The 12,431-nt window shown below is 64.6% G+C and carries 7 protein-coding genes; 4 read left to right on the forward strand and 3 right to left on the reverse strand.

Features of this window, described 5'->3' with window-relative positions; genetic code table 11:
* Positions 1-4: 4 nt before the first annotated feature.
* On the reverse strand, positions 5-2,350 hold the full coding sequence (locus tag IB277_RS31255; protein ID WP_192372580.1) for a xanthine dehydrogenase family protein molybdopterin-binding subunit: 2,346 nt from the start codon (positions 2,348-2,350) through the stop codon (positions 5-7).
* 99 nt (positions 2,351-2,449) lie between these two features.
* Positions 2,450-2,938 carry a (2Fe-2S)-binding protein gene (locus IB277_RS31260; RefSeq protein ID WP_034802397.1) on the reverse strand — a complete coding sequence of 163 codons (489 nt, stop codon included), beginning with the start codon at positions 2,936-2,938 and terminating at the stop codon, positions 2,450-2,452.
* A gap of 430 nt (positions 2,939-3,368) precedes the next feature.
* Here IB277_RS31260 and IB277_RS31265 point away from each other — a divergent pair, with 430 nt between their 5' ends.
* The 4 genes from IB277_RS31265 to IB277_RS31280 all read left to right on the forward strand — a co-directional run bounded on the left by IB277_RS31265 (position 3,369) and on the right by IB277_RS31280 (position 11,530).
* On the forward strand, positions 3,369-3,626 hold the full coding sequence (locus IB277_RS31265; protein ID WP_034802400.1) for a glycine zipper domain-containing protein: 258 nt from the start codon (positions 3,369-3,371) through the stop codon (positions 3,624-3,626).
* A gap of 221 nt (positions 3,627-3,847) precedes the next feature.
* On the forward strand, positions 3,848-5,077 hold the full coding sequence (locus IB277_RS31270) for an MFS transporter (protein ID WP_060521366.1): 1,230 nt from the start codon (positions 3,848-3,850) through the stop codon (positions 5,075-5,077).
* Positions 5,078-5,334: 257 nt separating this feature from the next.
* Positions 5,335-7,248: an autotransporter assembly complex family protein gene (locus IB277_RS31275; RefSeq protein ID WP_082566522.1), complete on the forward strand. Its 1,914-nt coding sequence runs from the start codon at positions 5,335-5,337 to the stop codon at positions 7,246-7,248.
* Between the two features lie 103 nt (positions 7,249-7,351).
* Positions 7,352-11,530 carry a translocation/assembly module TamB domain-containing protein gene (locus IB277_RS31280; RefSeq protein WP_090295379.1) on the forward strand — a complete coding sequence of 1,393 codons (4,179 nt, stop codon included), beginning with the start codon at positions 7,352-7,354 and terminating at the stop codon, positions 11,528-11,530.
* Between the two features lie 202 nt (positions 11,531-11,732).
* Here the strand turns inward: IB277_RS31280 and IB277_RS31285 are convergent, their stop codons facing one another.
* Complete coding sequence (locus IB277_RS31285; protein WP_051659627.1) at positions 11,733-12,227, reverse strand: MerR family transcriptional regulator; 495 nt, start codon at positions 12,225-12,227, stop codon at positions 11,733-11,735.
* Positions 12,228-12,431: the final 204 nt, after the last annotated feature.

The raw sequence follows: 12,431 nt of genomic DNA on the forward strand, positions 1-12,431 counted from the left end.
CCGTTCACTTGGCCGCGTGCGCCGCCGCCCACACCTTCTGCGGTGTCGCCGGCATGGTAAGCGCGTTGTTGCCGATGGCATCTGTGATGGCGTTGATCAGCGCCGGTGGCGAGCCGATGGCGCCGGCCTCGCCGCAGCCCTTGATGCCCAGCGGATTGTTCGGGCAGGGCGTGTTCGAGGTCGAGACCTGGAACGACGGCAGGTCGTCGGCGCGCGGCATGGCGTAGTCCATGTAGCTCGCCGTCAAAAGCTGGCCGGAGGCATCGTAATGCACGCCTTCGAGCAGCGCCTGGCCGATGCCCTGGGCAATACCGCCATGCACCTGTCCCTCGACGATCATCGGGTTGATGATGTTGCCGAAGTCGTCGGCCGCGACAAACTGGATGATCTTGGTTCGGCCCGTTTCCGGATCGACCTCCACCTCGCAGATGTAGCAGCCGGCCGGAAAGGTGAAGTTGGCAGGGTCGTAGAAGGCCCCCTCCTTCAACCCCGGCTCCATGCCGGCCGGCAGATTGTGGGCGGTGTAGGCGGCAAGCGCCATCTGGAACCACGGCACGGTCTTGTCGGTGCCGGCGACCTTCAGTTCGCCGTTTTCGATGACGATGTCGCTTTCGTCCGCTTCCATCAGGTGAGCGGCAATCTTCTTCGCCTTGGCTTCGACCTTGTCGAGCGCCTTGACGACGGCCGACATGCCGACAGCACCGGAGCGCGAGCCGTAGGTGCCCATGCCCATCTGCACCTTGTCGGTATCGCCATGCACGATGTTGACGCTGTCGATCGGCACACCGAAGCGGTCGGCGACAAGCTGGGCAAAGGTCGTCTCGTGGCCCTGGCCATGGCTGTGCGAGCCGGTCAGGACCTCGATCGTACCGACGGCGTTGACCCGCACTTCGGCCGATTCCCAAAGACCGACGCCAGCACCGAGCGAACCCACCGCCGCCGACGGTGCGATGCCGCAGGCCTCGATGTAACAGCTCATGCCGATGCCGCGCTTCATGCCGCGCTTTTCCGCTTCCGCCTTGCGGCCGGCAAAGCCATTCCAGTCGGCCGCCTGCATGGCCGCTTCGAGCGAAGCGTCGTAGTCGCCGGCGTCATAGTTCATGATGACAGGCGTCTGATGCGGGAAGGAGCGGATGAAATTGACCCGACGCAATTCGGCAGGCGAGACGCCGAGTTCGCGGGCCGCCGTCTCCATCGTGCGTTCCAAGAGATAGGTCGCCTCCGGCCGCCCGGCGCCGCGATAGGCGTCGACGGGCGCAGTGTTGGTATAGACCGTGCGCACATTCGCATGGATCGCCGCGATGTCGTACTGCCCGGAGAGCAGCGTCGCATAGAGATAAGTCGGCACCGCCGAGGAGAACAGCGACATGTAAGCGCCGAGATTGGCGATCGTATCGACCTTGAGCCCGATGATGCGGTTGCTCGCATCGAACGCCATCTTCACCTTCGACACGTGGTCGCGACCATGCGCATCGGTGAGGAACGCTTCGGTGCGGTCCGACGTCCATTTGACCGGCACGCCGGTGCGCTTCGACGCCCAGAGACAGACGATCTCCTCCGGATAGATGTAGATCTTCGAGCCGAAGCCGCCGCCGACATCGGGCGCGATCACCCGCAGCTTGTTTTCCGGCGCGACATTATAGAAGGCGCTCATCACCAGCCGGGCCACATGCGGGTTCTGGCTGGTGGTGTAGCAGGTATAGTGGTCGTCGCCGGCGTCGTAGATGCCGATCGCCGCACGCGGCTCCATCGGGTTGGGCGAAAGCCGGTTGTTGTGGATGGTGATTTCGGTGACATGCGCCGCAGCGCCGATCGCCTTGTCGGTCGCCGCTTCGTCGCCGATCTGCCAGTCGAAGATCAGGTTACCGGGCGCTTCCGGGTGAAGCTGCGGCTGTCCCGCCTCAAGCGCCTTTGAGGCGTCGATCACGACGGGAAGCTCCTGGTATTCGACGACCACGGCTTCGGCAGCATCACGCGCCTCGGCGACGCTGTCGGCAACGACGATCGCCACCGCATCGCCGACGTATCGCACGGTCTCGTGCGCGAGCGGCCGCCAGGCGCCCATCTTCATCGGCGATCCGTCCTTGGAATGGATCATCCAACCGCAGATCAGGTTGCCGATACCATCGGCGAGCAACTGCTTGCCGTCGAGCACGCCGATCACGCCTGGCATGCCGATCGCCGCCGACCCGTCGACTTTGAGGATCTTCGCATGCGCATGCGGGCTGCGCACGAACACCGCATATTTCATCCCCGGCACGGACATGTCGTCCGTATAGCGGCCCTTGCCGGTCAGGAACCGCTTGTCCTCCTTGCGCGCCACGCGCGCGCCAATGCCTTCAACGCCCATTGCCTATCTCCTCCCGAGATATCCAGCGACAGTCCCGACGGCCATGCATCGGTCCTGAGTGACATGCGTCAGGGGCGAGATTCCGCCCCCGTTCTGCCGCTATTCTGCGGCCACACGGGCGCCGCTCATCTCGGCGGCGGCGGCAAGGATCGCTTTCACGATGTTGTGGTAACCGGTGCAACGACAGATGTTGCCTTCGAGCTCGGCGCGCACCGTCGCCTCGTCCAGCTGACCCTGATGCCTGCGGATCATGTCGACGGCCGTCATCACCATGCCGGGCGTGCAGAAGCCGCATTGCAGGCCGTGATTGGCCTTGAAGGCCGCCTGCACCGGATGCAGTTCGCCATCGGCCGCCAGCCCTTCGATGGTGGTGATCGTAGAGCCTGCGGCTTGCGCGGCGAGGATGGAACAGCTCTTGACCGACTTTCCGTCCATATGGATGACGCAGGCGCCGCACTGCGAGGTATCGCAGCCGACATGGGTGCCGGTCAGTCCGAGATTTTCGCGTATGAATTGCACCAGCAATGTGCGGTCGTCGCAATGACCGCTCACCTGACGGCCGTTGACCGTCATTGTTACTTTCGCCATTTCGCTCCTCCGGGGTCGGTCAATGCCAACACGAGCGCGGCCGGAAAGTCGGGTGAGATGGTTCACGCGACTAGGGTACGCGCCAACTGATATCGATGCCCGTCGCCCACGGATCCGCTCCTCCGGATTTTCGCAGGCTTGTTTGTATCATTTGTCTTTTTTTGGAATGCCGCAACCGCCCCTGCCCGCCGAACGACAAAATTTTTCCACGCCGGTTGTGCCGAAGGGAACTGCCTTCATGTCCCGTTCAGGAACGATATCATTATCTTGCCGGCAGGAAGAAACCGCAGCGCTCCCGTAGACTTTCGATGGGGACCGCGTATTTTCCGAACCGCAAGTTCCGGTGGAGCGGGATGTTCCCGGCTTCGCCATCATCCACGGGACGGACTGAGCGATAGGCTTGAGATCCGTAGACATCGGAGAGAACAACATGAAGAAAGCCATCGCACTTGTGCTGGTCGCCCTGGCGGTCGCAAGCTGCACCCAGACGGAAAAGGGCGCCGGCATCGGTGCCGTTTCCGGCGCGATCATCGGCGGCGCTGTTACCGGCGACGTCCGTGGCGCTGCAGTCGGCGCGGCAATCGGCGGTGTTTCCGGCGCAGTCATCGGCAACGTCACCGAGCAGCCCGGCCAGTGCTACTATCGCGACCGCTACGGCCGCCGCTACATCGACTCGTGCCCGCGCTAAGGCGACAGGCAGCCTGCCGTCGGCTGCAGCTTGAGCCGCCCGACGGTCTGGTTTGATGTTTCCCCCTCACGGCTGACCGCCCTGAGGGGGTTTTTCGTTGCGGCAACCGCATCCTCTGCCGCACACAACGCGCAGCGGCCAACGAAGGCGCCGAAATCGGGTGGCAACCGCCGAAGCAATCCCGTCTGCTGACCTCGACGTTTCATGATCGAGGTTCTTCCATGCCAAACCCACCACGCGACACCCTGCCACCGGCCTTCAAGCGCATCGGCTGGTCTAACCTGTTCGCACAGTTTTCCGAGCAGATGGCGCTGGCCGCCGCTCCGCTCGCCGCCGTGCTTCTGCTCGCCGCAGGCCCTGCGGAAACCGGATGGCTGCAGATGGCGCAGACGCTGCCATTCCTTCTGCTCTCCATTCCCGCCGGTCTCGTTGCCGACCGCGCATCGCGGCGCAGGCTGATGGTCTCCTCGGAAATGCTGCGCGCGCTGTCGCTGGTTGCCACGCTGTTGCTGATGCTCGGCGGCCTGCTGTCGCTGCCGCTGCTCGCCGTCATGGGCTTCGTCGGCGCCATTGGCACGGTCTGCTACAATGTCGCCGCCCCAGCCCTGGTGCCGGCGATCGTGCCCCGTCACCAACTCGCCGACGCCAATCGCTGGCTGGAGCTCGCCCGCAGTCTCGCCTATTCCGGCGGACCGGCGATCGGCGGCGCGATCGTCGCATGGACCGGCGCATCGCTCGCCTATGTCGCCGCCACATCCCTGTCCCTTCTCTCTGTCGTCCTGCTCGCCGGCCTTGGCGACCAGCAGCAACCGACCGCTCCCAGGCGCAACCTCCTTCAGGATCTCGCCGAAGGCGCCCGGTTCCTGGGCGGCCACGCGCTGCTCAGGCCCATTCTGGTGACCGCCATCGTCTTCAACACGGCCTGGTTCGTGCTGCAGGCGGTCTATGTCGCCTATGCCATTCAGACCCTCGGGCTGACGGCGACCGGCGTCGGCATCACGCTTGGCATCTATGGCGCCGGCATGATGATCGGCGCCTTCGCAGCCCCCGCCATTGCGCGCCGGATCCCCTTCGGCCTGATGATCGCCCTCGGCCCGCTCGGCGGGTTGACGGCTGCGGCCGTGATGCTCTCGACCATCTGGGTTCCCTCAGGCGCCCTTGCCGGTTTGAGCTTCTTCCTGTTCGGCGCCGGCCCGGTGCTCTGGTCGATCGCCACGCTCACTTTGCGGCAGGCCGTCACCCCCAATGCGATGCTCGGGCGCGTATCGGCCTTCATCACCACCGCCACCTTCGGCGCCCGGCCGATCGGTGCAGCGCTCGGCGCCATCGTCGCCACACGCTTCGGCGTCGAGGCGTGCCTTGCCGTCGCAGCGGTCGGTTTCCTCATCCAGTTCCTCGTCATCATCGCTTCCGGCGTACCGCAATTGCGGGCGCTGCCCGAGGCGGCGTAGCGGCTCGATACAGCGGACAAGGCGGCATTTAAGCCTCCAAAAAGGCGCAGCGCCTTACTGGTTGTCGGCGGTGGTTGTGCTGCGCCGACAACATTTCCGCGCTTTTTCGACGGAATCGGCACCGAAATTCGGCATCAGGGGTGGATGCAGCGGATCGTCATCGTTAACAGATGGAAAACCTTAGGCATGCGATAGTGACCCAGCCGCATAAGCAGGCAGTTTGTATTGGGTCGCCTGAAGACGGGATGCGGAAGCGAATGTCCCCACCACGGTCGAGTATTGCGTACTGGAAGGCAGCGACTTCGCTTGCTGTTGCCTTTTCGTGCGCGCTCGGCCCGCTTTCCGCCGAGAAGGCCTATGCCTTCAAGCTCTTCGGCATGAAGTTTTTCGAGAGCGACGAGGAAGAGGCGCCGGTGATCGACCCGGTCAACTATACCCTCACCTTCGACGCCGGCACCGAAGACAAGGAACTGAAGGAAGCGCTGGAAAACAGCTCGCAGCTCGTGCAGGGCCAGGAAAAGCCTGTCTCCGGCGATCTTGGCCTGGCAATTCGGGCGCGTGACGACCGCGACCGGCTGCTTGCCGCACTCTACGAAAAGGCCCGCTACGGCGGCACCATCGCGATCCGCATCAACGGCCAGGATATCGACAGTCTGCCGCCGGATCCGTCTTTCCCGGATGGCAAGCCGATTCCGGTCACCGTCACCGTGACGCCGGGTCCGGTCTTCAACGTCGGTTCCGTCAAGTTCGAAGGCGATGCGGCCGGTTTCAGTCCCGCTGATTACGGCCTGCCCGCCGGCGCGCGTGCCGATTCCACCTTGATCATCAAGGCCGGCGAAAAGGTCGTGAACGATCTGCGCGAGCAGGGTCGCCCCCTGGCCAAGCTCACCGAACGCAGCGCTGTCGCCAACCACGCCAACTCGACCGTCGACATCGTCATCGGCGCCAGCGGCGGCCCGGTTGCCCCAGTCGGCGAAGTCAGCGTCGACGGAACGAAGACCGTCGACCCGGGTTTCGTGCGCGACTACTCACGCCTCAACGAAGGCCGTCCCTATTCGCCCGCGGACATCCGCAAAGCCTCCGAGCGCCTGCGCCAGCTCGGCGTCTTTTCGAGCGTCACCATCAAGGAAGCCAATGCGCTTTCGCCCGATGGATCTCTCCCGATGAAGATCGAGGTGTCCGAAGGCAAGCACAAGTATTTCGGCTTCGGCGCCCAGGTCTCGACCACCGACGGCCTCGGGCTTTCGGGCTACTGGGGACACCGCAACCTTTTCGGCCGCGCCGAATCGCTGCGCATCGAAGGATCGGTCGACCGCATCGGCGAGACCAAGGAACTGGACAAGCTCGACTATTCGGTTGGCATCCTGTTTGCCAAACCCGGTGCCTTCGGCCCGGCTTCCACCTTTACCGCGAGCGTCAAGGCCAACATCCAGGACCCAGACGCCTACCGCGCCAAGATCCTGACGGCAGCGGCCGGCGCCACCTTCGAGCTCTCGGACACCGACACCGTCTCAGGCGGCGGCGAGCTCAGCTGGGCCAATATCGACGACGCCTTCGGCTCGAACTCCTATCTGACGGCCGCGATCCCGCTCGAATATGTGCGCGATACCCGTAACGACAAGCTGAACGCGACCGAAGGCTACCGGGCGATGATAAACGCCAAGCCGAGCTACGAAATCAAGGGGCAGACCTTCTTCTCGTCCTTCGAAGCCTCGGCATCCGGTTACCATGCGCTCGGCGACGAGAAGCGCTTCGTGCTTGCCGGCAAGATCGGCGCCGGCATGCTCGTCGGCGGCAGCGGGCTCGAAGACATTCCTGCCAACCGCCGCTTCTATCTCGGCGGTGGCGGCTCGGTACGCGGCTATTCCTACCAGGAGATCGGCCCGCGCAATTCCGACAACGAGGAGACCGGCGGACGCTCCTATGTCAATGCCTCGCTCGAAGCCCGCATCGCCATCACCGACACCATCGGCGTCGTGCCTTTCATCGACGCCGGTACGGTGTCTGCGAAGACGACGCCGGATTTCTCCGACATCCGCGCCGGCGCCGGCATCGGCCTGCGTTACGCCACGCCCTTCGGCCCGATCCGCCTCGACTTTGCCGTTCCGCTTAACAAATATCCCGGCGGCACCAAGTACGGCATCTATGCCGGTATCGGCCAATCCTTCTGATCCGGGCCGTTTCTTCCACCAGAACCTGCAAATCGCCGCCATTGCCGGATAGTTTCTGCCGGCGGCGATTCCGCTTGGGAGCAACTTGCGTTATGGGTAGATCATGAATCAGGTCGTCCGCTTCCTTCGCGCGACGCTGCGCTATGGCCTTCGTGTGCTTGGCGTGATTGCGGTCGTTGCCCTTCTTCTCGTCGCCTTCGTGGGCTTTACCACACCCGGCGCAAGGCTCGTCGCCTGGGCAATCGAGAAGTATGCGGCAACCCCCGACCAGATCGTGCGGATCGCCGATCCGAGCGCGCTGTTGACCGGCAAGTTCACGGCCGGAAGCATCACGCTGTTCGATGGCGAGGGCGTCTATGCCGAAGTGCGCGACCTCGATCTCACCTGGTCGCCCGCCGCCCTTCTCTCCTTCCGCTTCGAAGCCGCAGCACTCTCGGCCGGCTCGGTGCGCGTCGAGCGCCTGCCGATCCCCTCCTCCGAGACCAAGGAAGTCCGCTCGACCTTTGCGCTTCCCGTGGACGTCAAGATCGACGCGATCGATCTCAAGGAGGTCATCATCGGCAAGGCGATCGCCGGCGAGGACCAGTTCCTGACCGCCAGCGGCAAGGTGAACGCGACCAACGAGAGCATCGCCCTTCAGCTTGCGGCCGCCCAGCGCGACCGGCCGGAGGCGCGCGCGGTCGCCGATATCGTCTTCAATCCGGCGGGCAACGAACTGAAGCTCGAGGCGACCGTGGACGAGCCCAACAACGGCGTGCTGGCAAAGCTGCTTCGCCTGCCCAACGAGCCCGCAGTCAACATCAAGCTGACCGGCGAAGGCCCGCTTTCCGACTGGGCCGGCAGCGCCACGGCCGCACTCGACGGCAGCGAAATTCTCAAGCTCGACGGTCGCCACGTCCAGACGCCCGACGGAATGCACCGGCTGACCGTTAACGGCGGCGGCGGTTTCGGCTCGCTGATGCCGCCGGCGCTGCGCCCGATGTTCGAGGGTGACACCAGTCTCGACATCGCCGCCGCGTTCAACGACCAGGGGCTGGTTCAGGTCGACAAGGCTCATGTGACGACGGGCGCGCTCTCCTTTGCCGCTTTCGGTACTTACGACAGCAAGGGCGAGAACAACCTCAAGGCCAGGCTTGCCGGCACCAACGGCCCTGTCGACTTCCGCTGGCCGCTGCAGAAGGGTGAAGCGCAGGCCAAGATCAATGCCGTCGATTTCTCGCTGATCGGCGACGCGCAAGCCGCGATCCTCGATCTCACCGCAGACGTCACCTCCCTGGCGGTGCCCGACGTGGCGCTTGGCGCAGTCAAGCTTTCGGCACGCAGCGACGGCTTCAATCTCCAGGCGCAATCCGGTCCGGTGAAGGCGGCAATCGAGGTGGGCGAAGCCGGCTTCAACGACCCCAACCTCGCCCGCCTGGTCCAGGTGCCGCTGAAGGTGGACGCAATCCTCTCCGTGACGAAGGAAAACATCGCCTTCAACCCGGTGACGATCGAAAGCCCCGGTATCGGCGGTTCGCTCACCGGCGCCTTTTATCGCGACGAGAACACGGTTTCCGCGGCCTTCAAGCTCTTCGCCGTTCCGGACGCGTTGCCGCCGGCGGCCGCCGCGAAATTCGATGGCACGATCGCACTCTCGGGCGAAGTGAAGACGGCAACCGACGGCGGCGTCACCGTGGAGGGCCTCGAGCTCAAGTCGGGCACGATCGAGGCCGCCGGCACCGTTGCGCTCGCGCAGAGCAACCTGACGGCCGACCTTAGGGGTACCCTGCCTGATCTCGGCAAGCTGCTTGCCGATGCCAAGGGCCAGGCCGACTTTACCGCCGCCGTGACCGGCCCGCTTTCGGAACTCGGCATCAAGGCCGAGTTGACGTCGAGCGGCGCGACACTGGCCGGACGCACGCTCAGCGACCTCAACGTCAAGGCCGACGCCAAGGCCAACCCTTCGAGCCCGCAGGCAAGCCTGACGGCGACCGGTGCACTCGACGGCCAGGCCATCGACGTCAAGGCCGACGTCGTCTCGAAGGATGGCCAGACCGCAATCCCGGTGCTCGAAGCCAGGATCGGCGAGAACAAGCTGACCGGGGCGATCAGCTTCACCCCCGATTTCAAGCCGGACGGCACGGTCAGCTTCGACCTGCCCGATATCGGCCTCTTGGCCGCCATGGCCGGGCAGAAAGCATCCGGCGACCTCAACGGCTCGGCGGCCATCAAGACTCAAAACGGCATCACCTCCGTCGTCGTCAAGGCCGGCGGCAGCGGCATCAAACGTGACGCACTGACGATCTCCAGGCCGACCGCCGACATCACCATCGCCGACCTCGCGGCCCTGGCGATCAAGGGCAGCATCCGCGCCGAAACGGTGGCGCAGGGCGAAAACCGTGTTTCCGGACTTGCCGTCGATTTCGAGCAACAGGCCGGCCGCACCGGTTTTGCCATCGACGGCAAATATGACGGCGGACCGCTGACGGTGAAGGGCGACCTCGCGGGCGCCAAGGGCCGCACGGAAATCCGCCTCGCATCCTTTGGCGCAACGCCGAAGGGCATTGCCCTGAAACTGGCGCAGCCGACGGTGATCGCCATCGAAAACGGCACCGTCCGTCTCAACGCGCTGACGATCCAGGCATCGAAAGGCACGATCGCAGTCAACGGCACGGCTGGCGAAAAGCTCGACATCACTGCGAAGCTCAACGCCCTGCCCGCAGCACTGGTCAACGCCTTCGCACCGGACCTCGGCGCCGAGGGCACGATCGCCGGCACCGTCGATGTCGAGGGCGCAGCGTCTGCCCCGGTCGTCGCCTACGACCTCAAATGGTCGGGCGCCTCGCTCGCGGCAGCCCGCACCGCGGGCGTTGCGGCCTTCGATGTGACGGCGGACGGCAAGTTTGCCAACAACAAAGTGACGCTCGATACGACGCTTTCGGGCGCCGGCGGACTTTCCTTCAAGGGCGGCGGCAATGTCGACATCGGCGGCAACATGCCGATCGCGATGAAGTTCAGTGGCAACGTCCCCTTCGCCCTCATCGCCAACCTGATGGCGGAGAAAGGCTTCACGCTGACGGGCCAGGCAAATGTCGATGTGGCAATCTCCGGTTCCGCCAAGGCGCCGCAGATCGCCGGCACGATCACCACGTCAGGCGGGCGCCTCGTCGACGTGCGTCGCAACCTGGCGCTCAACGACCTGACCGCCAATGTCGCGCTCGATGGCAAGCAGGCGACGATCTCCAGGCTCTCGGCCAATCTCGCGACCGGCGGCTCGGTCGAAGCCAGCGGTACCGTCGGCACCGTACCCGGTTCCGGCTTCCCGGCCAACCTGACGATCAAGCTGAACAACGCGACCTACGTCGATGGCACCCTGTTCAACGCCAACGTTGCCGGCGAGATGACCTTGACCGGTCCCCTGGTCGCGACCCCGACGCTCGGCGGCAAGGTGACGATCCGCAAGGCATCGATCACCATTCCGGAGAAGTTGCCGACGTCGCTTTCGGCCATCGACATCAAGCACAAGAATGCGCCGCCCAAGGTGCGGAAGATGGTCAAGGACCTGCGCAAGGACGAAGTGCCGGCCGCAGGCGCCAATGCCAGCGGCGTGATTGCCTTCGATCTCGGCGTCAACGCCCACCAGATCTTCGTGCGCGGCCGCGGCATCGACGCGGAGCTTGGCGGCGACCTGACGATCCGTGGCACCGCCGTGCAGCCAATTGTTTCCGGCGGCTTTGAGATGCGCCGCGGACGGCTCGAAATCCTCGGCAAGCGCCTGACCTTCACCGACGGCAATATCGGCTTTGGCGGTGACCTGATCCCGACGCTCGACCTCAAGGCGACCTCCAGCGTCGGCGCGACCACCATCACCGTCGCGGTCGCGGGCCTCGCCAACAATCCGCAGATCGCCTTCTCTTCCTCCCCGGCGCTGCCGCAGGACGAAATCCTGGCGCAGCTCATCTTCAACCGATCGCTGTCAAACCTCTCGGCCTTCCAGATCGCCCAGCTCGCCTCGGCCGTCAGCCAGCTTGCCGGTGGCGGATCGACCTCGCTGCTCGACGGCCTGCGCAACAAGCTCGGCGTCGACGATCTCGACGTCACCACCGACGAGAATGGCGGCGCCTCCGTGCGCGCCGGCAAGTATCTCAACGACCGCACCTATATCGAGCTGCAGCAGGGCTCCGATTCCGCCTCCAGCAAGGCGGTCATCAATCTCGATGTCGGCAAGGGCGTGAAGCTCAAGGGCTCGGCCGCCGGCGACGGTTCGGCCTCGGGCGGCGTCTTCTTCGAAAAGGAATATTGAGCGGCGGCGGGCGTAAACACGCCTGTCCCGCCCGCATCACAAGGAAGCCGGTGGGACGATCGCGATCCACCGGCTCCAGAGCCCCTGTGTTGCCCGCTCGACAGCAAACTCACTATGGTCCTTTGGAGGCACCGGCGGCGCCTGAAGCCGTGATCGGTCGCATGTCATCGGCGCGGAGCGCGCTGCCCTTCTTGCGCCTGTTTCAGGCCCAGCCATTCTCGGGGACGAAGGAGACCTCGCGGCGTGGGCGCGTCAGCTCGTAGCGGTTCCATGCGACGGCGTCAGGCGACAGGCCGGTCATCTCGGTTTTTCGGGCGAGCATGAGGAGTTCGTCGATCGACAGGGCATCGCCGCGCTCGATCTTCTGGAGCGCCGCATCGATCAAGGACAGGCTGTGTTCGACACGGTCGCGCAGGTCCAAGAACGCCGATTGCTGGACGGCTAGCGTTTGTCCGAGGGCCGGCGCAGTACCGGCGAGCATTTCGGTAATCCGGGTGAGGCTAAGGCCAAGCCGCCTCAAAGCCATGATTTCGGTCAGCCGCGCGATTTCGACCGCACCATAGAGCCGCCACTTCTTCTCCGTCCGCCGCGGCGTGATCAGGCCGCGGTCCTCATAGACCTTGAGAGCGCGGATGGTAAGGCCAAGACGGTCGGCGCATTCGGCCGCCGACAGCAGTTCATTGTGGTTCACGCCCATGAGCACCTCTTCGAAACACTTCTAAAAAGGTGACTTTGCGGTCGAGCCGAGCGGGCTTTGCGAAGCTTTGATGGAGATTTGGCGAAGACGCACCGTGAAAGGCGATTTACCGGCACGCGCCGTCAAAACTTGCGGGACCGCTCCGTGGAAATGCCACTTTGCCAAACCTACATCGGCATCCAGGCGCGACCGCGCGCCCCGTTG

This window comes from Ensifer sp. ENS07, from assembly GCF_014852185.1.
Classification (GTDB): Bacteria; Pseudomonadota; Alphaproteobacteria; order Rhizobiales; family Rhizobiaceae; genus Ensifer; species Ensifer adhaerens.

Coding starts and splice junctions, on each gene's coding strand:
- IB277_RS31280 (WP_090295379.1), top strand. CDS start 7,352: ATGAATCAGGTCGTCCGCTTCCTTCGCGCGACGCTGCGCTATGGCCTT.
- IB277_RS31285 (WP_051659627.1), bottom strand. CDS start 12,227: ATGGGCGTGAACCACAATGAACTGCTGTCGGCGGCCGAATGCGCCGAC.
- IB277_RS31270 (WP_060521366.1), top strand. CDS start 3,848: ATGCCAAACCCACCACGCGACACCCTGCCACCGGCCTTCAAGCGCATC.
- IB277_RS31255 (WP_192372580.1), bottom strand. CDS start 2,350: ATGGGCGTTGAAGGCATTGGCGCGCGCGTGGCGCGCAAGGAGGACAAG.
- IB277_RS31265 (WP_034802400.1), top strand. CDS start 3,369: ATGAAGAAAGCCATCGCACTTGTGCTGGTCGCCCTGGCGGTCGCAAGC.
- IB277_RS31260 (WP_034802397.1), bottom strand. CDS start 2,938: ATGGCGAAAGTAACAATGACGGTCAACGGCCGTCAGGTGAGCGGTCAT.
- IB277_RS31275 (WP_082566522.1), top strand. CDS start 5,335: ATGTCCCCACCACGGTCGAGTATTGCGTACTGGAAGGCAGCGACTTCG.